The sequence below is a fragment of the Massilia oculi genome, from assembly GCF_017582745.1.
Lineage (GTDB): Bacteria > Pseudomonadota > Gammaproteobacteria > Burkholderiales > Burkholderiaceae_D > Telluria > Telluria oculi_A.
In genome coordinates this window covers 138,467-158,143 of record NZ_JAFVIM010000013.1, presented here as the reverse complement: position 1 = coordinate 158,143, position 19,677 = coordinate 138,467, and the positions used below count along the sequence as shown (strand labels likewise).

At 62.4% G+C, this 19,677-nt stretch carries 20 protein-coding genes and 1 riboswitch; of the genes, 10 read left to right on the top strand and 10 right to left on the bottom strand.

What is annotated here, in order from left to right:
- Positions 1 to 98: 98 nt before the first annotated feature.
- The 6 genes from gloA to ribB all read left to right on the top strand — a co-directional run bounded on the left by gloA (position 99) and on the right by ribB (position 7,271).
- Positions 99 to 512 (top strand): lactoylglutathione lyase, encoded by a 414-nt coding sequence (gloA, locus tag J3U95_RS16460; protein WP_208279754.1) that lies wholly within the window; start codon positions 99 to 101, stop codon positions 510 to 512.
- A 204-nt stretch (positions 513 to 716) separates the two neighbouring features.
- A complete protein-coding gene (locus J3U95_RS16455; protein ID WP_208279753.1) occupies positions 717 to 3,542 on the top strand; it encodes a type VI secretion system Vgr family protein in 2,826 nt (941 codons plus the stop codon).
- 38 nt (positions 3,543 to 3,580) lie between these two features.
- A complete protein-coding gene (locus tag J3U95_RS16450; RefSeq protein ID WP_208279752.1) occupies positions 3,581 to 4,246 on the top strand; it encodes a hypothetical protein in 666 nt (221 codons plus the stop codon).
- Positions 4,185 to 5,144 carry a hypothetical protein gene (locus tag J3U95_RS16445; RefSeq protein ID WP_208279751.1) on the top strand — a complete coding sequence of 320 codons (960 nt, stop codon included), beginning with the start codon at positions 4,185 to 4,187 and terminating at the stop codon, positions 5,142 to 5,144. The genes J3U95_RS16450 and J3U95_RS16445 overlap by 62 nt, the downstream gene beginning before the upstream one ends.
- Before the next feature lie 15 nt (positions 5,145 to 5,159).
- Positions 5,160 to 6,269 carry a hypothetical protein gene (locus J3U95_RS16440; protein WP_208279750.1) on the top strand — a complete coding sequence of 370 codons (1,110 nt, stop codon included), beginning with the start codon at positions 5,160 to 5,162 and terminating at the stop codon, positions 6,267 to 6,269.
- A 100-nt stretch (positions 6,270 to 6,369) separates the two neighbouring features.
- Positions 6,370 to 6,521, top strand: a riboswitch (FMN riboswitch).
- Between the two features lie 102 nt (positions 6,522 to 6,623).
- Positions 6,624 to 7,271, top strand: coding sequence for a 3,4-dihydroxy-2-butanone-4-phosphate synthase (gene ribB / locus J3U95_RS16435; RefSeq protein ID WP_208279749.1), 648 nt, complete (start codon positions 6,624 to 6,626; stop codon positions 7,269 to 7,271).
- An 89-nt stretch (positions 7,272 to 7,360) separates the two neighbouring features.
- Here the strand turns inward: ribB and J3U95_RS16430 are convergent, their stop codons facing one another.
- The 4 genes from J3U95_RS16430 to J3U95_RS16415 form a co-directional block, all read right to left on the bottom strand.
- A complete protein-coding gene (locus J3U95_RS16430; RefSeq protein ID WP_208279748.1) occupies positions 7,361 to 8,719 on the bottom strand; it encodes a TolC family outer membrane protein in 1,359 nt (452 codons plus the stop codon).
- A gap of 37 nt (positions 8,720 to 8,756) precedes the next feature.
- Positions 8,757 to 9,080 (bottom strand): rhodanese-like domain-containing protein, encoded by a 324-nt coding sequence (locus J3U95_RS16425; RefSeq protein WP_109346086.1) that lies wholly within the window; start codon positions 9,078 to 9,080, stop codon positions 8,757 to 8,759.
- Positions 9,081 to 9,089: 9 nt separating this feature from the next.
- A complete protein-coding gene (locus tag J3U95_RS16420; protein ID WP_208279747.1) occupies positions 9,090 to 9,743 on the bottom strand; it encodes a protein-L-isoaspartate O-methyltransferase family protein in 654 nt (217 codons plus the stop codon).
- 161 nt (positions 9,744 to 9,904) lie between these two features.
- Positions 9,905 to 10,546, bottom strand: coding sequence for a TetR/AcrR family transcriptional regulator (locus J3U95_RS16415; RefSeq protein WP_208279746.1), 642 nt, complete (start codon positions 10,544 to 10,546; stop codon positions 9,905 to 9,907).
- A 204-nt stretch (positions 10,547 to 10,750) separates the two neighbouring features.
- Between J3U95_RS16415 and J3U95_RS16410 the strand changes: the two genes are divergently transcribed.
- Positions 10,751 to 11,017, top strand: coding sequence for a YkgJ family cysteine cluster protein (locus J3U95_RS16410; protein WP_370661264.1), 267 nt, complete (start codon positions 10,751 to 10,753; stop codon positions 11,015 to 11,017).
- 15 nt (positions 11,018 to 11,032) lie between these two features.
- Here J3U95_RS16410 and J3U95_RS16405 read toward each other — a convergent pair whose 3' ends face one another.
- Complete coding sequence (locus tag J3U95_RS16405; protein WP_208279744.1) at positions 11,033 to 11,440, bottom strand: hypothetical protein; 408 nt, start codon at positions 11,438 to 11,440, stop codon at positions 11,033 to 11,035.
- A gap of 237 nt (positions 11,441 to 11,677) precedes the next feature.
- On the opposite strand from J3U95_RS16405, the gene J3U95_RS16400 reads away from it, so the two are divergent.
- Both J3U95_RS16400 and recQ read left to right on the top strand, forming a co-directional pair.
- Positions 11,678 to 12,511, top strand: coding sequence for an undecaprenyl-diphosphate phosphatase (locus J3U95_RS16400; RefSeq protein ID WP_208279743.1), 834 nt, complete (start codon positions 11,678 to 11,680; stop codon positions 12,509 to 12,511).
- A 41-nt stretch (positions 12,512 to 12,552) separates the two neighbouring features.
- A complete protein-coding gene (gene recQ / locus J3U95_RS16395) occupies positions 12,553 to 14,385 on the top strand; it encodes a DNA helicase RecQ (RefSeq protein ID WP_208279742.1) in 1,833 nt (610 codons plus the stop codon).
- 5 nt (positions 14,386 to 14,390) lie between these two features.
- Here recQ and J3U95_RS16390 read toward each other — a convergent pair whose 3' ends face one another.
- From J3U95_RS16390 to trmB, 3 genes are all read right to left on the bottom strand, one after another.
- The gene (locus J3U95_RS16390; protein ID WP_208279741.1) at positions 14,391 to 15,140 is read right to left on the bottom strand and encodes a LytR/AlgR family response regulator transcription factor; all 750 of its coding nucleotides are present in this window, start codon (positions 15,138 to 15,140) and stop codon (positions 14,391 to 14,393) included.
- Complete coding sequence (locus J3U95_RS16385; protein ID WP_208279740.1) at positions 15,137 to 16,219, bottom strand: sensor histidine kinase; 1,083 nt, start codon at positions 16,217 to 16,219, stop codon at positions 15,137 to 15,139. The genes J3U95_RS16390 and J3U95_RS16385 overlap by 4 nt, the downstream gene beginning before the upstream one ends.
- A gap of 251 nt (positions 16,220 to 16,470) precedes the next feature.
- Positions 16,471 to 17,151: a tRNA (guanosine(46)-N7)-methyltransferase TrmB gene (trmB, locus tag J3U95_RS16380; RefSeq protein ID WP_208279739.1), complete on the bottom strand. Its 681-nt coding sequence runs from the start codon at positions 17,149 to 17,151 to the stop codon at positions 16,471 to 16,473.
- A 172-nt stretch (positions 17,152 to 17,323) separates the two neighbouring features.
- Here trmB and J3U95_RS16375 point away from each other — a divergent pair, with 172 nt between their 5' ends.
- Positions 17,324 to 18,439, top strand: coding sequence for a succinylglutamate desuccinylase/aspartoacylase family protein (locus J3U95_RS16375; protein WP_208279738.1), 1,116 nt, complete (start codon positions 17,324 to 17,326; stop codon positions 18,437 to 18,439).
- Here J3U95_RS16375 and J3U95_RS16370 read toward each other — a convergent pair.
- Both J3U95_RS16370 and J3U95_RS16365 read right to left on the bottom strand, forming a co-directional pair.
- Complete coding sequence (locus J3U95_RS16370; protein WP_208279737.1) at positions 18,416 to 18,850, bottom strand: nuclear transport factor 2 family protein; 435 nt, start codon at positions 18,848 to 18,850, stop codon at positions 18,416 to 18,418. The genes J3U95_RS16375 and J3U95_RS16370 overlap by 24 nt on opposite strands.
- Before the next feature lie 47 nt (positions 18,851 to 18,897).
- A complete protein-coding gene (locus tag J3U95_RS16365; protein ID WP_208279736.1) occupies positions 18,898 to 19,647 on the bottom strand; it encodes an SDR family NAD(P)-dependent oxidoreductase in 750 nt (249 codons plus the stop codon).
- Positions 19,648 to 19,677: the final 30 nt, after the last annotated feature.

Here is a 19,677-nt window from a genome sequence, read left to right as displayed (position 1 = left end):
CCGGCGCGCCGCGGGCCTGCCTGCCTGCGGCGCCTCCGGCAAGGATGCCGTCGAACGCATAAAATGGCGGTTCTTCGAAACACATAGGGCAAGCCAAAATGCGCATCCTGCATACCATGTTGAGGGTCGGCGACCTGCAACGCTCCATCGACTTCTACACCAAGGTGCTGGGCATGAAACTGCTGCGCACCAGCGATAATCCGGAATACAAGTACAGCCTGGCCTTCCTCGGCTACGGCAGCAATCCGGACCACGCCGAGCTCGAGCTGACCTATAACTGGGGCACCGACAGCTACGACATGGGCAGCGCCTACGGCCACATCGCGATCTCGGCCGAAGACATCTACGCCACCTGCGAACAGGTGCGCGCGGCCGGCGGCAACATCACCCGCGAACCGGGCCCGGTCAAGGGCGGCACCACCGTGATCGCCTTCATCACCGATCCGGACGGCTACAAGGTCGAGCTGATCGAGCGCGCCGACCATGCCGGCGGCGGTGGGCTGAGCAACTAAGTACTGCCTGGATTTTCAGCAAGAATGGCGCGGCGCCTCAGGCACCGCGCCATTTTTTATTTCGACCTACCCGTTACGCATATCCCACTTGCGGCTTGACGGCCGTCATGCCTGCAGGCATCACCTGGAAGACCCGCTCTCTTAAGATCGACATTGCCGCCAACGCAAAGGAGCGACGATGTCCATCCAGGCCTGCCTGCGCCCATGAGAGCCTTTCCCTCCCCCGCCGTGCTCGGCCTGTTCGGCACGGGCCTGAGCCAGCATGCGCGGCTCCTCACCCTGGCCAGCAGCCAGAAAAGCGGCCTGCCGCAATCGCTCGTGGCGGAGCGCTTTTCGGGACGCGAGGCCGTCAATGCGCTGTTCCGCTTCGAGGTCGATGCGCTCAGCACCTCGACCGACCTCGATCTTTCTTCCTTCATCGGCGAAGAATTGAGCGTCGGCCTGCTGCAGCCGGATGGCGGCCGGCGCGCCTGGCATGGCTTGTGTACGGCGGCCTCGTGGCTGGGCGCCGATGGCGGCGTCGCCCGCTACCGGCTGGTGCTCGAACCGGCGCTGGCGCTGTTGACCCTGCGGCGCGATTGCTACCTGTTCCAGAACAAGAACGTGCGCGACATCGTCTGTGAATTACTGGCGGATTATCCACAGGTCGAAGTCTCATTCGACGTGACGCAGGAACTGGCGCCACGGCCCGTCTGCACCCAGTACCGCGAAAGCGATTACGCGTTCTTCGCGCGGCTGCTCGCCTCCGAGGGCTTGAGCTGGCGCTTCGATCATTCTCCGTTCGAGTCAGTGGCGGGCGCCGACCACGGCCAGGCGCGGCACCGGCTGGTGATCTTCGACCGAAGGGCGCGGATTCCCCCGACGCCGGGCGGCGCGACGCTGCGCTTTCACGGCGTACGCGCGACCGAGCACGACGATGCGATCGACGCATTCCACGCGCGGCGCCGGCTTGCCGCGAACGGCGTCAGCATCAGCAGCTGGAATCCGGCCATCTTGCTGGCGCCGGCGGCCGAACTGGGTTCGCACCTCGACGCCGGCGCCCTGCCGGTGCTCTCCATCCATGACGGCAGCGGCGAACGCATCGGCGGAGACACTGGCGACGCGATGCGCGGTCACAGCGAGTTGATGCTGCTGGCGCTCGAGCTGGACAACAAGGTCTTCGAAGGCGCGGGCGCCGTGCGCCGGCTGGCGGCGGGACATGGCTTTACCTTGACGCAGCACGATCGCTATCCTGCCGGCGCCAACGCCTTCACCGTGCTGTGGGTCCGGCACGAGGCGCGCAACAACTTCGACACGGGCATCGCGGGCGCGTCGAAACAGGTCGAGAACGGCACCTACCGCAACACCTTCGCCTGCGTGCGCGACGTGGTGGCGCTGGTGCCGGTCGCAACCGCCGCGCCGCATCCCTGCACGAGCCTGGGGCCGCAGACCGCACTCGTGGTCGGCTTGCCAAATGCGGTCGCCACCAGCACGCGCGATCATCAAGTAAAAGTCCAGTTCGCGTGGCAACGTGGTGTCAATCCGAATCCGGGTGGTGTGTCGCACAACCTGGATGAGCGGGGCAACGCGCCCGGCAATGACGCTTCCGGCAGCTGGATACGCGTGGCCGAGGCGCTGGCCGGGCCGAACTGGGGCACCGTGTTCACGCCGCGCATCGGCACCGAGGTGCTGGTGGATTTCATCGAAGGAGACATCGACCGGCCGGTCATCGTGGCGCAGTTGCACAACGGCGTCGACCTGCCGCCCTTCCCGGCTGGCGTGGATTCCGGCGCCGAGCATGCCGGCGTGCTGTCCGGGATCCATAGCCAAAACTTCGATGGCGGCGGTTTCAATCAGTGGCAGGTGGACGATACGTCCGGCCAGTTACGCACGCGGCTGGCAAGCAGCAGCGCCGGCAGCGAACTCAATCTTGGTTATCTGATCGAGCAACCGCCCGGCACGTCACAGCGCGGGCGCTATCGCGGCAGCGGCTTCGAGCTGCGCACCGATGCCTGGGCGGTCGTGCGTGGCGGTGAAGGTGTGCTGCTATCGACCAGTGCGCGGCCGCAGCTCGGGAGCGGGATCACGTCGACGCAGATGGATGCGGCGGAGGCGGTGGCGCAGTTCAAGGCGGCGCAGTCGCTGGGCGATGCGCTGCGCGATGCGGCGAGTCAGTCGCAGGCGCTGTTCAGTCTTGACGCGGCCAAGGCGCAGGAGGAGTTCATCGCGCTGATCGATCCGCAGGCCAAGGGCAAGTACGACGGCGCGGTTGGGGGGCAGACGGCGCTCAAGGCCAAGGCTGGGTCGCGCGAGCTCGATGGCGAGCAGCCCGTTGAAAAATTTGGGGCGGCGATCGTTCTGATGGATTCGGCGGCCAGCGTGAATTGGGCGACGCCGGCATCGACCGTGGTCTATGCCGGCGGGCAGATGCAGTGGACGACGCAGTCGGATTTCCATATCGCCGCGGCGCATACGGTATCGACCGTGGCGGGTGGCGCGGCCAGCCTGTTTTCCCATGCGGGCGGGATCCAGGCGATCGCGGCGAACGGGCCGGTGTCATTGCAGGCGCATACGGATCAGCTGGAGATTTTGGCTGACAAGGAAGTCACCGTGATTTCGGTGAATGATCGGATTGAGATCAAGGCGAAGGAAAAGATCGTGCTGCAGGCGGGCGAGTCGGCGATCACGCTGGAAGGTGGGGACATTACCTTCGCCTGTCCGGGGAAGTTTTCGGTCAAGGGTGGCAAGCACCTCTTCGACAAGGGCGGTCGCAATACCGCCAATCTGCGCAATCTGCCGGGAGAACTCAGTCCCGAGATGCAGCATTGGATTGCCTTGCACTACCTCGATCCTGAGATCGCCGAGGGCATCCCCGACGTCGATTACGAAATCCATTTTCAGGATGGAACAGTCGTGACGGGAACGCTCGACAGGGATGGCAAGGCTTTGCACGAGAACGTCGAAAACAAGGCGGTCAAGAAGGTCATTTACAAGCCGCGAAAGCCTGACGATGAGGATCCTCACGATCCATTGGAAGCATTGACCCGTTGACGTCTTCCCCATAACGCAGTGCCTGCCGGAGCGTAGCAATGGCCGAGATAAATCCTACCCAGTTGCGTAGTGCAGTTGCATGGAGTACCGGCACGCCACAAGCAGAAACAGAGGACGACAAAAGTGCCTGGGAGTGGTTTTGGGAGGCGATTCAGGGAGACTTCAATGAGAACCGGTCCACCGGACAGATCGTGGCCGATGCCGCGATCTCGATGATTCCCCTGGTCGACCAGGTCTGCGATGTGCGGGACTTGGTCGCGAACTGCAAGAAGCTGCGTCAGGAACCGGACGATACATGGGCGAGGGTTGCGCTGGCGCTGACGCTCATCGGGCTGTTTCCGGTTCTTGGGTCCTTGGTCAAGGGCGTGTTGAAGGTGTTCTTCTCGTATGTACGACGGGGAGCAAGCAAGGGATTTTCGCTTGCCGTAGATGCCTCGATGACGTGCGTGGTGGCGTTGCTACGCCGCGAAACATGTCAGCACTACCTTCGTCGTCTCAAGGTCGACGATGTGTTCGCGTGGCTCGCGAAGGAGATCAAGCAGGTCAAGGCGAAAACGAATCCTGGCGCGGCTATTATGCGCGTTCGACAAAGGCGTAAATACGACACGAGCCCTTGTAGCCAAGGTCGAGCATATTCCACGCGTGGGAACCAAGGCGAAAGCGGCGCTCGATACAATTGTTTGGGTTCGTGGGAAAGCGGATGAGGGGTTACGGAAAGCATGTGGGCCGATAGAGGAAATACTCGATGCGATCATCATGCGACTGGGAAAAGAATCGCTAAGACTGCGCCACGGAATTATAAGCGTTAAGAATGTCCACTATCGTGGAGCAATTCCGGAGGCGGCAGCCGTAACCCAGTTAAAAAATGCGAATCCGAAGCCATCATGGCTGAGCACGGGACAAAATCTGAAATTTCCTTCACAAAAAGTAAAACTAGAACGCCAGCGCGTCGAGGAAAAGGTCAAAGAGGGTTGGCCGCCGCTAAGCGATGACAACATCGAATCTTTCCACAAAATGGCCAGTGTTTCCATCAAAGGACCAACACGTCTTTTTCGGATTATTTCTCCTAATAGCCGAGCCATGAGTGACTGCTGGATAAGCGAAAAAGTATTTAACGAGATACAGAACTCTCCAGATCCAAAAGCTGCTTGGAGAAAAATTCTCGCGGTGTGGCCAGATTGGAATGGAAATGGTCAATTTGTTGTCTATGACGTCAAGCCAGGAGAGACATTAAAGGCATGGCAAGGACCCGCAGCTGGTCAGAAAAAGGAAATGTTGTCAGATCATCATCTTGAAGGTGGGGGAGAGCAAATAGTTTTCAAAATCGATAGGACTGACCCGCGGAACGATACAACAAAGTTTTATAAGAAAACGGGCGAAGAAGATGACTACCTGACTGAGCCAATTGATCGATCCACATACGAAAGAATCGGAAAACCCGAGAGAAATCAGTATGTCGAAATACGAGAATCCATCAATCATCCAAATATAAGTGGCCCGTTTGAAACCGGGTGGGACTATACCGAATTCGGAGGAGCTGGTTTCAGCAAAAGGATCGGCCTTCCATCTCTTCCTGGCCAAATCACAAAAATTAACAAATGAGATCGAAAAAAAATCATGACTCAGAATATTTCACTCACTACTTGGCAAAAGAAACAAGCGGCTCTCTTATACTATTTTTCATCGTTAAGTTATTTAGAAGGGCTTCGCGAAAAAGTCTATCAAATAAAATCTTTTGCTGAATCAAAAGTCAATCAAAGCCGCATTGAGGGCAGGGATCGATTCTTGCGTAGCGCACAATGGGGGGATCGCGATACAACCGAGAACTGGTCAAATTGCGCCTGGCAATTTTTAGCTGATTTTCAACAATCTGTCGCGCAAGACATATCGGATCGCTCCTCCAATATTTTCCATGTCACAGGCACTCACCAGTGTGCTCGCGGATTAAGCGAGTATTCGATGCAATGGGCCACTGTTGACGAAGAAAAGCAATTTGATGCCATGTTCGCCGAACTCTCAAATTATGCTCGCAAGATCGATAGCACGATGCAAAAAAGTTATCAAGTAAGTTGGTGGAGCGACTTCGAACTTGCGCTGGCATGGGTAGATCATGCATCGGCAATGCAGACAATTCCAAAGTTTCGGGTATTGCCAGAGGTTATTTCAGGTACGGACCAAGTACCGCCCCGAACCGGTGTATATGTCGCCGTTGACGATCCGCACGCGTCTCTGCAGTTCGCATGGAATGGCTCACCAAATGGCAAACTAATACCTAGCTCGACATTTAACGATCTGGGTCTAGCAGCTTTGGCCGCAGTTGGACGATCCAAGCTCTGGATCGATGAAGCAGCAATGCGTGACTTTGTCTTGGCAAACTTGTCAAATCCAGATCTGGCAAGCGATGAATACGCGAACAATTCACTAAGTCTCGCATTAGCTCCGAGTTTGGTCGCACGCTATGCATTCACGGCGCGTCCGACACGCTGGTGCTTTGTCGAGATTGTAGAGGGAGAATTCGAGCCCATAGAAGAAGTTGAATCGTCCATGCCCTCTGCCACATGGGCGACCCGACGCTTCCAAGCAGGCGACAAGTGCCAGAACTCGGGGTACTACTTCACGCCCGCGCGCCTACAGTCGAGACGTTGGTTTGAGCATGGCGAGGCATTTCCAGATGTCGAGTCATCGTATGGGAAAACTATCTGGCAATGGGACACCCAGCAAGACTGACAGACGGGGCGGCAGCCAGGATTCGACTGCCCTCCAGCAAACTCCGCACACCGCTGCTACAATCCCTCCGCCTGCTGCTGAGCAGTGCACCACAATGTAATTACGTCTTCGGGGCGGGGTGCGATTCCCCACCGGCGGTATGACCTTCACGGGTCGAGCCCGCGAGCGCCTGCTCAACTCCCATTGAGCAGGGTCAGCAGACCTGGTGAGAAGCCAGGGCCGACGGTATAGTCCGGATGAAAGAAGATGTGCGCTGTCATGCGCCTGCTCACCCGCGCCTTCGCGGTTGGACAGGTGCGCGGTTTCGCTTTGCCCTGATGCGTTTTTCGCCAACCACTGCGAGGAGCGTTTCACATGTTAGTCCCTACCTACACCCTTCAAAGCAACGACCTCGAAGGTCGTATCGCCGCCGCCCTGGCCGCCATGCGCGCCGGCATTCCCGTCATCCTGCTCGACGACTTCGACCGCGAAAACGAGGCCGACCTGATCGTCGCCGCCGAAAAGCTGAGCGTCGAAACGATGGCGCTGATGATCCGCGAATGCAGCGGCATCGTCTGCCTGTGCCTGTCCGACGAGAAGGTGCGCGCGCTCGAGCTGCCGCCGATGGCGCCGGAAAACGGCAGCCGCTACGGCACCCCGTTCACGGTCTCGATCGAAGCCCGCCACGGCGTGACCACCGGCGTCTCGGCTGCGGACCGCGTCTCCACCATCCAGGCCGCGATCGCGCGCAATGCCCAGCCGGACGACCTGGTGCGCCCCGGCCACGTGTTCCCGCTGCGCGCCACCCCGGGCGGCGTGCTGGCGCGCGCCGGCCATACCGAAGGCTCGGTCGACCTGGCCAGGCTGGCCGGCCTGCAGCCGGCCGCCGTGCTGTGCGAGCTGATGAACCCGGACGGCACCATGATGCGCGGCGAGCAGATCGAGCAGTTCGCCGAAGAGCGCGCGTTCCCGATCCTCGCCATCGCCGAACTGATCCAGTGGCGCCGCGCACGGGCGCTGTAATTTAAAAATGAAAAAGCCCGGGGTGCCAGCACGCTGGCCTCCCGGGCTTTTTCACACCTGCCTGCGCACCCAAGCGCAGGCACAAAAGATCACTCTCCCAACAAGCTGTTCACCGGCACCAGGTCCGCCTCGCGCAGCGATCCGGCCGCCGCCTTCAGGCGCAGGCCGTTGATGATCACGTCATAGCGCGCGCGCGACAGGTCGGTGCGGGTCTGGTACAGCTGGCGCTGGGCGTTCAGCACGTCGATATTGATGCGCACGCCGACCTGGTAACCCAGCTTGTTCGACTCCAGCGCCGACTGGCTCGACACTTCCGCCGCTTCCAGCGCCTTGACCTGGGCCAGGCCGCTGTTCACGCCCAGGAACGACTGGCGCGCCTGCAGCGCCGCGTTGCGGCGGGTCGCTTCCAGGTCGTTGCGTGCGCGGTCTTCCAGCGCGATCGATTCGCGCACCCGGCTGGTGACGGCGAAGCCGCTGAAGATCGGCACGCTCCACTGCACGCCGATCGCGTTGTTCTTCGTGTCGCCCGAGCTGCCGGTGCGGCCGTTGACGTCGCGGCGGGTCGAGCTCGCCACCAGGTCGACGGTCGGCAGGTGGCCGGCGCGGTTGCGCGAGATGTCGCGCATGGCGATCTCGACTTGCAACTGGCCGACGGTCACGCCATAGTTCTGGTTCTCGGCCGACGACACCCAGGGATCGACCGAAGCCGGCTGCGGCACCGCCAGCGTCACGCCAGGCTTGAGCGCGGCCAGGTTGCCCGGCGCGGTGCCGATGATCGTCTGCAGCGTGTTGCGCTTGTTGTCCAGGTCGTTGACGGCGGCGAATTCCTGCGCCAGCACCAGGTCATAGGCGGCCTGCGCCTCGTGGGTATCGGTGATGGTCTGGGTGCCGACCTCGAAGTTGCGCTTGGCCGATGCCAGCTGTTCGGTGGTCGCTTCCTTCTGGGCGCGGGTCGACTCCAGTTTATCCTGCGCCGCCAGCACGTCGAAATAGGCCGTGGCCACGCGCGTGATCAGGTCTTGCTGGGCCTGGGCGAACTGCGCCTCGGCGATCGCCTGCTGCAGCTTGCTCTGCTGGTAGGTCTGCCAGCGATCCCAGCGATACAGCGGTTGCTGCAGCGACAGCGTGTATTCGTTGGTGCGCAGGTTCGAACCGGTCGAATCGATGATGCCCGGCTGGCCGTTCGGCAAGGTGCCCACCTGGCCGATATTCCATGGATCGAAGTCGTTGTCGTTCTTGCTGATACCACCACTGAGACCCACGGTCGGCAGCAAGCCTGCACGCCCCTGTGTGATCCGCTCGCGGCCGGCGGCCAGCGAGGCGCGCGCACTCGCATACGTCGCATCGTTGGCCAGCGCCTGCTGGTAAACCTGGATCAGGTCGGCAGCGTGGGCGTTGAGCGAGAAGCACGCGCTGGCAAGCAGCACGGCAAGTAGGGGTTTCTGCATTGCTATCTCCACAGGAGTCATCTAGTTGAGGATCAGGTCAATACTTCGGCATCGACGGATCGACCTGTACGGCCCAGGCGTGTACCCCGCCCGTTAAATTCGTTACGTTACTGAACCCATTACGCTCGAGGAAGGCGGCCACGTTCATGCTGCGCGCGCCGTGGTGGCAGATGCACACCACCTCCCTGTCGTCGTCGATCTCGCCCACGCGCACTGGAATCAGGTGCATCGGGATCTGGACCGAGCCTGCGATCTTGCAGGTCTCGAATTCCCAGTCCTCGCGCACGTCGAGCAGCAGCGGCTGCTCGCGCGCCGGGTCGGCCAGCCAGGCGGCCAACTCGGGTGCGGTAATCTGTCGCATCGATCGCCCTCAGAAGGTGAAGCGCGACGGCGCTTCGGCGCCGGTCAACGGCTTGGCCACGGTCTCGAACACCTTGACCGAATCGTGCGCCGTTTCCGAGGTGCGGGTGATCAGGTGGCAGCTCATCGCTGGCGCCTCGCCCAGGATGGCGATCATGCGGCCGCCCACCTTCAGCTGCTTGACCAGCGCTTCCGGCAGCACCGGCAGGCCGCCCGAGACCACGATCACGTCGTATTCGGTGCCCGTCGACCAGCCCTGGGCGCCGTTGCCTTCTTCCACGCTGACGTTGGTCACGCCAGCCTTGGCCAGGTTTTCCTTGGCCAGGGCGACGCTCTCGGGCTGGATCTCGACCGTGGTCACGTGACGCGCCTTGTGCGCCAGCAGCGCGGCCATGTAGCCGGAACCGGTGCCGATCTCGAGCACGTTCTCATGCTTCTTCACCGCGATTTCTTGGGCGATGCGCGCTTCGACCTTCGGATTGAACATCGCCTCGCCACCCGCCAGCGGAATCTCGACATCCGCGAACGCCAGGTTCTCGTAGGCCTTCGGCACGAATTGTTCGCGCTTGACCACGTGCAGCAGGTCCAGCACATCCTGGTCCAGGACGTTCCACGGACGGATTTGCTGTTCGATCATGTTGAAGCGGGCTTGTTCGATATTCATTTCAGTTCTCGGTGGAAAAATAAATAATCCGATATTCTAATCGCTCAATGGCCTCTGGACGCACATCTTAACGATGCACGGCCGAGCCAGAGGAAAATTGCGACAGTCTGCAGTTTGAGGGGGATGAACGCCAGAAATCCGTCCCTGGCGTGATTGACAAGTTACTTGGATGGGGGAAGCAGGCCGTGCAGGGTGATGTCGAGGAAGGCTTCCAGGAAGGCCTCCGGCTGCAGGTCGCAGCGCTCGCAGGGGGCGATCGTATGCTTCCAGGTGGAGAGCATCAGCAGCGGCGCGATCAGCACCTGGGCCGTCTGTGGCACGTCGATCGCGCGGAATTCGCCGCGGCGGATGCCGCGTTCGAGCATGTTCGAAATCATGCGCATGCGGCGCGTCATGACCTCTTCCTGGTAAAAGCGCGCCAGTTCGGGGAAATTATCGGCTTCGGCGAGGATCAGCTTGCTGATGCCGGAAGCCTTGGTCGAGCCGATGCGCACCCACCATGACAGGATCACGTGCCGCAGCAATTCGGCGCTATGGCCATCGAACTCCGCCACCGAGGTCTCGGCATCGTCGATCATCGGCAGGATGGTCTGGCGCACGACGGCCTTGAACAGGTCTTCCTTGTTGGCGTAATACAGGTACAGCGTTCCCTTGGACACCCCGGCGCGGCGGGCCACGTCTTCCAGGCGAGTGGAGGCGAAACCACGTTCGACGAACAGCTCGATCGCGGAGGCCAGGAGCTCTTTGGGACGCGCCTCCTTGCGACGTTCCCAGCGCGGCTTGCTGTCAAGTTGGCAGTCCATATTCCCGCCCAGAAATTATCTAAGGAACAATTAATATAGACCGCGCTCGTCGGTACAGTCAAGCAACCGTTGTATAGCCGAAACTATATTAGTTGAAATGTGGTAGTAACCGTAGATTCATCCGTTTTCACGAAGATGTCGCAGGCCGATGACGGATGACCGGGATATACTGGCGGGCTCTGTTTCATGCCTTCCTCGATGTCCATGTCCGCCTCTTTCCAGTGCCGGCCGCAATGCGGCGCCTGCTGCACCGCGCCCTCGATCACCAGCCCGATTCCCGGTATGCCGAACGGCAAACCAGCCGGGGTGCGTTGCGTGCAACTGGGGGAGGATGAGCGCTGCCGCATCTTTGGACAACCGGAACGGCCAGTCTTCTGCGGCGGCCTGCAGCCGTCGCACGAGATGTGCGGCGACGATCGCCCGCAGGCGATCCGCTGGCTGAGCGAGCTGGAAGAAGCGACAGCGCCGTAGGGCGAGCCGCCGGTCCTACTTCGCCGCTTTGCCGCGCGCCTGTTGCACGCGCTGGAACAGCCCGCCCAGGGTCAAACTGTCATGCCAGACCTCGTCCAGGCGCAGGCCGTAACGCTCGCGCAGGGCGTGCGCCAGCGGCTCGATATCGGACTCATCGGGCTTCCAGCGCGCCGGTTTGGCGGCGCGCACCACGCCCAGCACCTGGTCGTCGGGACGCAGGTGCAGCTTGTCGCTGTCGCCGAACGAGAAGGCGGCGCCGAACACCGACAGGAATTCACGGATATCTTTACGGGATGCGGATGGGAAGGAACTGCGCCAGACCCGGCCCTGGAAGGGTCGGTAGCGTAATGCGTTGGGCAACTGCCAGTCATGAAATGCCAGCCAGGACAGCGCGGCAAGGATGATGACTAATAATAGACTCATTGGGTGAGTGCAGGATTACTCATGGTTTTAGTGTAGCACGCGATTTCACAATCGATGCAAGCGCTTTTTTCATTCGAGCGCCCGTCAAGACGTCCGATCACCGCACTTTCCCCTCGCAAAATCGCCCGTACGGTTCAGTTAGCACAACGGTGGCGGCCCGGCTCATGGTAAGCTTCGAGCCCGAGTCGGCGTGCCTGAGCCGGCTCGTCCCAGATCACTTCCACACCAATACAATTCATGGATATTGCGCTCGCCATCAAGGCGATCATCATGGGCCTGGTCGAGGGCTTCACCGAATTTCTTCCGATTTCTTCCACCGGTCACCTGATTCTTGCGGGCGAGTTGCTCAACTTTACAGGCGTCAGGGAAACGGTATTCAAGATCGTGATCCAGCTGGGCGCCGTGCTGGCCGTCGTCTGGGAGTACCGGGAGCGCGTCACGCGCCTGTTTTCCGGGCTGGGGTCGGATCCGATCCAGCAGCGCTTCGCGCGCAATGTCGCGATCGCCTTCATGCCGGCCGCCGTTGCCGGCGTGCTGTTCAGCGCCACGATCACCGAACTCCTGTTCCACCCGGTGCCGGTGGCGATCGCCCTGGTCGTGGGCGGCGTCATCATCCTCTGGGTGGAACACCGCCAGCGCCAGCGCATGGCGCCGCCGCGGGTCGAGACGGTCGACCAGATGACGGCGCTCGATGCACTCAAGGTCGGTTTCGCCCAGTCCTTCGCCCTGATTCCCGGCACCAGCCGTTCGGGCTCGACCATCATCGGCGGCATGCTGTTCGGCCTGTCGCGCAAGGCGGCCACCGAGTTCTCGTTTTTCCTTGCCATGCCGACGATGCTTGGCGCTACGGTGTATTCTGTGGTCAAGGAACGCGAGGCACTGTCGATGGCCGACTTCCCGCTGTTCGGCCTCGGCTTCGTCTCGGCCTTCATCGCGGCCTTCCTGTGCGTGCGCTGGCTGCTGCGCTACATCAGCTCGCACGACTTCACGATCTTCGCCTGGTACCGTATCGTATTCGGTATCCTGGTGCTGGTGACCGCTCACTTTGGCTTGGTCAACTGGTCGGAGTAAACTAGCGCCTTACCCCTGATCCAAACACTGAAACAGACAGTATGAATCCCGATATCGGCGCCGACCTCGGCGCGCGCGCTCTCCATGTGCTGGAGACGGTCTTCGGCTATCCCGCCTTCCGCGGGCAGCAGGGAGAGATCGTCGAGCACGTGGCCAGCGGTGGCGACGCGCTGGTCCTGATGCCGACCGGCGGCGGCAAGTCGCTGTGCTACCAGATCCCCGCGCTGCTGCGCGACGGCGTCGGCGTCGTCATCTCCCCGCTCATCGCGCTGATGCAAGACCAGGTCGATGCGCTGGAAGAAGTCGGGGTCAGGGCGGCGTTCCTCAACTCGACCCAGACCTTCGAAGAGACCCTGCGCATCGAGCGCCTGGTGCGTAGTGGCGAGATCGACCTCGTCTACGTGGCGCCCGAGCGCCTGATGACGCCGCGCTGCCTCGAACTGTTCGAAGCCTCGCGCATCTCGCTGTTCGCCATCGACGAGGCCCACTGCGTCTCGCAATGGGGCCATGACTTCCGTCCCGAATACATCCGCCTGTCGATCCTGCACGAGCGCTTTCCGAACGTGCCGCGCATCGCGCTCACCGCGACCGCCGACCAGCAGACCCGGGCCGAGATCGCGCACCGCCTGCAGCTGGAAGACGCGCGCCAGTTCGTCTCGTCGTTCGACCGCCCCAATATCCGCTACTCGATCGTCGAGAAGACCACCGGCCGCAAGCAGCTGATCGATTTCATCACGAGCGAACATCCGCAGGATTCCGGCATCGTCTACTGCCTGTCGCGCAAGAAGGTCGAAGAGACGGCGGACTTCCTGAACGAGCACGGCATCCGCGCCATGGCCTACCACGCCGGCATGGAGCACACGGTGCGCGCCGCCAACCAGGCTAGATTCCTGCGCGAAGAGAATATCGTCATGGTCGCCACCATCGCCTTCGGCATGGGCATCGACAAACCCGACGTGCGTTTCGTCTGCCACCTCGACCTGCCCAAGAGCATCGAGGGCTATTACCAGGAGACGGGCCGCGCCGGCCGCGACGGCCTGCCGGCCAGCGCCTGGATGGCCTACGGCCTGCAAGACGTCGTCCTGCAGCGCCGCATGATCGACGAATCCGAGGCCGACGAAACCTTCAAGCGCGTGCTGTCGATGAAACTCGACGCCATGCTCGGACTATGCGAGACCCTGTCCTGCCGGCGCATGCGCCTGCTCGACTACTTCGGCGAGCGCTCCGGCCCCTGCGGCAACTGCGACACCTGCCTGGTGCCGCCGGTCAGCTTCGACGGCACGGTGCCGGTGCAGAAGCTGCTGTCGGCCATCTACCGGGTCGACCAGCGCTTCGCCGGCGGCCACGTGATCGACGTGCTGCGCGGCGCGCAGACGGAACGCATCAGCCAGTGGCATCACGACAAGCTCACCGTGTATGGCGTCGGCGCCGACCGCTCCGAGCAGGAATGGCGCGCCATCCTGCGGCAAGCGATCGCGCTGGGCCTGGTGACGGTCGACCACGACGCCTTCAGCTCCCTCAAGCTGACCGACCTGGCGCGGCCGGTGCTCAAGGGCGAGCAGAAGGTGCAGCTGCGCCAGTACGCCAAGCCGGTCAAGGCCAAGCGTCCGTCCACCTCGCGCTCGAGCTACGAAGAGACCGAACTGTCGCGCGACGAACAGGCGATCTTCGACCGCCTGCGCTCGTGGCGCATGGGCACCGCGCGCGAACACGGCGTGCCGGCCTATGTCGTGTTCCAGGATGCGACCCTGCGCGAGATCGCCAAGGTCAAGCCGGCCTCGATCGACCAGCTGCGCGGCGTGTCGGGCGTGGGCGAGAAGAAGCTCGTCTCGTACGGCGACGAGATCGTCGCCATCATCAACGAGATGAGCTGACCGGATTATTCCCGGAACAGGTGAGTGAAACTGCGGCTGACCGGGAGCACCTCGTCGCTCCCGCGCAGCAGCACCTGCATGCGTTCGGCGTCGACCCGCTCGGCCGCCCGGATCGCATTCACGTTCACCAGCGTGCCGCGGTGGATCTGCCAGAACAGGCCTGGATCGAGCCCGCCCACCAGATCTTTCAAGGGAATGCGCACCAGCGCCTCCGAATCGGCCAGCACCACCCGCGTGTACTTGCTGTCGGCCTGGAAGAACAGCACTTCGTCGACGTCGATCAGGCGGATCTGCTTGCCGACGCTGGCTTTCAGCCATTTCAGCTTTTCGCGCTTCGGCTCGGGCGACGCTTCCCTCACCTGCTGGATGACCTTGCCGACATCGTCCGGGCGGGCGTCCAGTTTTTCACGCAGGCGCGCCAGGGCCTTGTCGAGCCGCCCCGGCTGGATGGGTTTCAGCAGGTAGTCGACCGCACCGGTGTCGAAGGCATCGACCGCATACTGGTCGTAGGCGGTGACGAACACCACGTGCGAGCGGCGGCCGATGCGCTCCGCGACTTCCAGGCCCGACATGCCGGGCATGCGGATGTCGAGAAAGACCACCTGCGGCTCGTGCTCGAGCCAGGCGTCCCAGGCATCGATGCCGTTCTCGGGGGCCGCGACTACCTGCGCTTCGGGCCAGGCCGTGGCCAGCATGCCGAGCAGGCGCTCGCGCATCAATGGTTCGTCTTCGGCGACGAGCACGTTGACACTCATGCTTGCTCCTTGCAGGGGATGGCGATTTCGGCCAGCAGGCCGGGTTCGGCTTCACTCAGCAACAGGCAGGCGCCCTCGCCGTAAGCCAGGCGCAGGCGGTGGCGCACGTTTTCCAGGCCGGCGCCGGCGCCCGGCGTGTCGCTCATGCCGACGCCGCTGTCGCGCACCCGGATGCGGATCGTCCCGCCGTCGTCATGGGCCGTGACCGCGATCTCGCCGCCATGCAGGGAGGGCTCGATGCCGTGCTTGATCGCGTTCTCGGCCAGGGTCAGCACGAGCATGCTGGGAATCTGCGTGTCAGCCAGTGCGTCGGGTACGTCGACCATGTAGCGCAAGCGCTCGCCCATGCGGATCTGCATCACCCGCAGGTAGGATTCGACCAGGCCGAACTCGGTGGCCAACGCTACCTGCTCGCAGCGCATATCGCTCATGCTGCCGCGCAGGAAGTCGATCAGGTGGGATGTGAGTTCGGCAGCGCGCGGCGCACCCTGCTCGGCCAGCTGCTGCACCGCGCCCAGGGTATTGAACAGGAAGTGCGGCTCAATCTGGGCGCGCAGGAGGCGCAACTGGGTTTCGCTCAGCTCGCGCGCCAGGCGTTCCTGTTCGGCTTCCTGGGTCAGCTGCGCCGTGAGGAGCTCATGGTGACGATTGCGCATCATGGCCAGGCCGACTCCCAGCAAGCCCAGCAACAGCAAGCCAAAGCCGATAACGGCCAGGATGCTCGGCAGGGAATCGAGCAAGTCTTGCCAGCTGTCTCCCTTGAACAAGATGGCGATAGCTCCGCCATACAGTCCCCCCAGCAACGCCAAACCGGCGGTCTTGACCATCAGTCCGCGGCCAGGCCGGGCATATCGCGCGTGGTTGAACCAGACGGTGACGACACCCATGCAGGTCATCAGACCCAAGGCATTCGCCGCCACGACCGCCTGCAAGGTGGAAAGCTCTGGCTTGAAGGCCAGCTTGAACAGTGCGCCGGTGACGGAAAATACCAGGCACAGCTTGGCCAGTAGACGCCATAGCGCCCATCCCCGATAAGTCATCGAGAACCGTAGCAGCTCCTGGCGTTCGAGGGGGGACATCCGGGCGACCTTCAATCCCATCGAGCGGCGCCAGCCAGCAGGCAAACCGCTTGCCAGATCGGGCTGCCGAAGCAGCTCCAGCTGCTCCCGCTCCCAATCCCGGTACCACCTTGCAATGCGTCCAAACATGGTAATTCTCCGTATTCGTCAATGTATTGCAACGAGCACAGTCTAGGAACGATCGCAGCTGAAAGACAGCGGCAGGCGACGAACGACGGAGGAAGCGGAACGAACGACGAACCGCGAGCTGCTTACGTGCGCGTGAAGACCAGGTCCCACACCCCGTGGCCCAGCTTGATGCCGCGGTTTTCGAACTTGGTCAGCGGACGGTATGCGGGCTGTGGCGCGTAGCCCTCGGCGGTATTGACCAGCTCCGGCTCGGCGCTCAAGACCTCGAGCATCTGCACCGCATAGTCTTCCCAGTCGGTCGCCAGGTGCAGGTAGCCGCCCGGCGCGATCTTCTGGCACAGCAGCTTCACAAAAGCCGGCTGGATCAGGCGGCGCTTGTTGTGGCGCGCCTTGTGCCATGGATCGGGGAAGAACACGTGCACGCCGTGCAGCGCGCCGTCAGCGATCATGTGGTTCAGCACCTCGAATACGTCGTGCTGGACCAGGCGCAGGTTGGCGATGTCCTGCTCGCCGATCTGCTTGAGCAGGCTGCCCACGCCCGGCGTGTGCACCTCGACGCCCAGGAAGTCCGTCTCGGGCATCAGCTTCGCGATATGGGCCGTGGTGTCGCCCATGCCGAAGCCGATTTCGAGGACGACCGGCGCCTTGCGGCCGAAGGCCTGCTCGAGGTCGAGCGCTTCCTTCTTGTACTCGATCAGGAACTTCGGCCCATGCTGCTCGAAAGCCCGCGCCTGCGCGGTCGACAACCGCCCTGCGCGCGTGACGAAACTGCGGATGCGGTGCTCGGTGGGATCGTACAGCATGGACCGTGCCGGACCACTGGTAGGCTTTTCAGAAGACATGGGGAGTGTGGAATATGCGGAAAAAAACGGCTGTCATTATAGCGCAGCCTCCCCCGCCATCGACCGTGCGTGGCGGCAAGACGGAATCGCGCATAATCTGTGTCTTCCCCTCGCAACGCCGGAGCCCTTTGCCATGCACTCGACGAAATACCCGATCTCCATCGAAGACAGTGTCGCCACCCTGAACCTGACGGCCTTCCACTATGGCTCGCCCGGCAGCGGCAAGAAGGTATACATCCAGGCCGCGATCCACGCCGACGAGGTGCCGGCGATGCTGGTCGCGCACCTGCTGCGCGGGCAGCTCGACGAACTCGATGCGAAAGGGAAGATCAAGGGCGAGATCGTCCTGGTCCCGGCCGCCAACCCGCTCGGCCTGTCCCAGGTGCTGCATGGCGCGCCGTTCGGCCGCTACGACCTGTCCACGGGACTGAACTTCAACCGTTCCTACCGCCACGTCGCCGCCGCGCTCAAGACCGCGCTCGAAGGCCAACTGGGCACTGACGCCGCGGCCAACGTCGCCCTGATCCGCGAGCACGCGCGGCGCGAGGTGGCGGCCTGGGAACCGGCGGACAATGCCGCCACGCTCAAGAAAACCCTGCTGGGCATGGCGATCGACGCCGACATCGTGCTCGACCTGCACTGCGATAACGAGGCGGTGCTGCACATGTACACCGGTACCCCGCTGGTCGACGTGATCCAGCCGCTGGCCGACCTGATGGGCGCGCGCGTGCTGCTGGTGGCGAAGGAGTCAGGCGGCGAAGCCTTCGACGAAGCCTGCAGCCGGGTGTGGTGGGACCTGGCGGATCATTTTCCGCAAGCCGCGATCCCGCCCGCCTGCGCCGCCGTCACCGTCGAGCTGCGCGGCGAGAACGATGTGAACTACGACTATGCGGAGCAGGATGCCGACGCCATCCTGCAATACCTGGCGCACCAGGGCGTGCTCGATATCCCGACAGCCGCCCTGCCCGCGGCCCAGTGCGGCCCGACGCCGCTGGACGCGGTCGAGCCGCTGGCGGCGCCGCATGCGGGCGTGCTGGTGTTTCGCAAGCAGCTGGGCGACCAGGTGGCGGCGGGCGAGCCGATCGCGGATATCGTCAATCCGGTCAGCGGCCAGGTCACGCCGGTGGCGGCCAGCCGCCCGGGACTGCTGTTCGCCAGCACGGCGCACCGGCACCTGTTACGTGGCATGCACGTGTGCAAGGTGGCGGGCGAGGATTCGTTCAGGTCAGGAAATCTCCTGTCGAGCTGAGTCGGCCTGGAACGCGCGCCACAGGCCATATGAATCCTCGATGAAGTTGTACGCGCTGACCTTGCCGTCTCTTACCGAACAGAGTGCCGCGAAGTCGCTTTCGAACTCCTTGCCGGTGCTCAGGATGCGGTGCTTGAAGTGTCCTGTGATGACCACCTGGTCGCCGCTCTCGAAGATGCGCTCGGTATGGAACTCGAGCGGCTCGAAGTTGACGGGAAACAGCGCCATCCAGGCGCGTACTTCTTCCTTGCCATGCTGGACGCCGATCGTCGGCACGTCGGGCGCCCCTTGTACCTTCCACACGACGTCATCGGTCAGGCATTCGAGGGTGCGCTCGACGTCCTTCCTGAAGAAGGTATCGAGGTAATGCTGGACGACCTGTCCGGGCGTCATATCGGTTGTCGTTGCCATTTCAATCCTCCTTGCAGCCCGCCCGTCGGCGGGCGGGAATGATCACATCAACGGTGTCCACCAGCGAGCACCATGAATTCGCCCGTGGTCCAGGCCGATTCGTCGGACGCCAGGTAGACGGCCGCGGGCGTGACGTCGTCGGGAACGCCCAGCCGGCCCAGCGGCGTCCGGGCCGTGATGGCCGGGCCAAATTCCGACTCCAGGAAGCCGCCCGCGTGCACACCCTCGGTCGCGACGACGCCCGGCTTGATCGCATTCACGCGGATCCGGCGTGGCGCGAGCTCGTTCGACAGAGCGCGGGTAAGGCCATCGATCGCCCCCTTGGTCGCGGAATAGACCGACGCGTTCTCTGGTCCGAACAGCGTCACGGTGGAGCTCATATTGATGATGCTGCCGCCGTCATGCATGTAGGCAGCCGCTTCCCGGATGGCGAGCAGATAGCCGAAGACGTTCAGCTCGAAATGCTTGCGGAAGAGTTCGAGCGAGAGGTTCTCCAGAGGCTGGAAGTCATATACCCCAGCATTGTTGACGAGTACGTCGATGCGCCCGCAGGCCTCGTTCGCCTGGGCGAAGAGCTGCCTGACGTCATCCGGGTCGCGCATGTCGGCCCTGATGGCAATGGCCTTGCCACCGGCTTCGACGATCTCGTCCACGATATCGTCGGCCGCTTCCTTGCTGCTTGCGTAGTTGACCACGACCGATGCCCCCTCGGCCGCGAAGTGCTTTGCGATGGCCGCACCCAGGCCCTTCGATGCGCCGGTAATCACGGCGACTTTTTCCTGTAATCGATAACTCATGACTGAAATCCTTTCAGTAAGTGCCGCAGG

Coding starts and splice junctions, on each gene's coding strand:
- trmB (WP_208279739.1), bottom strand. CDS start 17,151: ATGCTGTACGATCCCACCGAGCACCGCATCCGCAGTTTCGTCACGCGC.
- J3U95_RS16370 (WP_208279737.1), bottom strand. CDS start 18,850: ATGGCAACGACAACCGATATGACGCCCGGACAGGTCGTCCAGCATTAC.
- J3U95_RS16420 (WP_208279747.1), bottom strand. CDS start 9,743: ATGAATATCGAACAAGCCCGCTTCAACATGATCGAACAGCAAATCCGT.
- J3U95_RS16430 (WP_208279748.1), bottom strand. CDS start 8,719: ATGCAGAAACCCCTACTTGCCGTGCTGCTTGCCAGCGCGTGCTTCTCG.
- J3U95_RS16390 (WP_208279741.1), bottom strand. CDS start 15,140: ATGAGTGTCAACGTGCTCGTCGCCGAAGACGAACCATTGATGCGCGAG.
- J3U95_RS16415 (WP_208279746.1), bottom strand. CDS start 10,546: ATGGACTGCCAACTTGACAGCAAGCCGCGCTGGGAACGTCGCAAGGAG.
- J3U95_RS16455 (WP_208279753.1), top strand. CDS start 717: ATGAGAGCCTTTCCCTCCCCCGCCGTGCTCGGCCTGTTCGGCACGGGC.
- J3U95_RS16450 (WP_208279752.1), top strand. CDS start 3,581: ATGGCCGAGATAAATCCTACCCAGTTGCGTAGTGCAGTTGCATGGAGT.
- recQ (WP_208279742.1), top strand. CDS start 12,553: ATGAATCCCGATATCGGCGCCGACCTCGGCGCGCGCGCTCTCCATGTG.
- ribB (WP_208279749.1), top strand. CDS start 6,624: ATGTTAGTCCCTACCTACACCCTTCAAAGCAACGACCTCGAAGGTCGT.
- J3U95_RS16440 (WP_208279750.1), top strand. CDS start 5,160: ATGACTCAGAATATTTCACTCACTACTTGGCAAAAGAAACAAGCGGCT.
- J3U95_RS16400 (WP_208279743.1), top strand. CDS start 11,678: ATGGATATTGCGCTCGCCATCAAGGCGATCATCATGGGCCTGGTCGAG.
- J3U95_RS16410 (WP_370661264.1), top strand. CDS start 10,751: ATGTCCGCCTCTTTCCAGTGCCGGCCGCAATGCGGCGCCTGCTGCACC.
- J3U95_RS16425 (WP_109346086.1), bottom strand. CDS start 9,080: ATGCGACAGATTACCGCACCCGAGTTGGCCGCCTGGCTGGCCGACCCG.
- gloA (WP_208279754.1), top strand. CDS start 99: ATGCGCATCCTGCATACCATGTTGAGGGTCGGCGACCTGCAACGCTCC.
- J3U95_RS16375 (WP_208279738.1), top strand. CDS start 17,324: ATGCACTCGACGAAATACCCGATCTCCATCGAAGACAGTGTCGCCACC.
- J3U95_RS16385 (WP_208279740.1), bottom strand. CDS start 16,219: ATGTCCCCCCTCGAACGCCAGGAGCTGCTACGGTTCTCGATGACTTAT.
- J3U95_RS16365 (WP_208279736.1), bottom strand. CDS start 19,647: ATGAGTTATCGATTACAGGAAAAAGTCGCCGTGATTACCGGCGCATCG.
- J3U95_RS16405 (WP_208279744.1), bottom strand. CDS start 11,440: ATGAGTCTATTATTAGTCATCATCCTTGCCGCGCTGTCCTGGCTGGCA.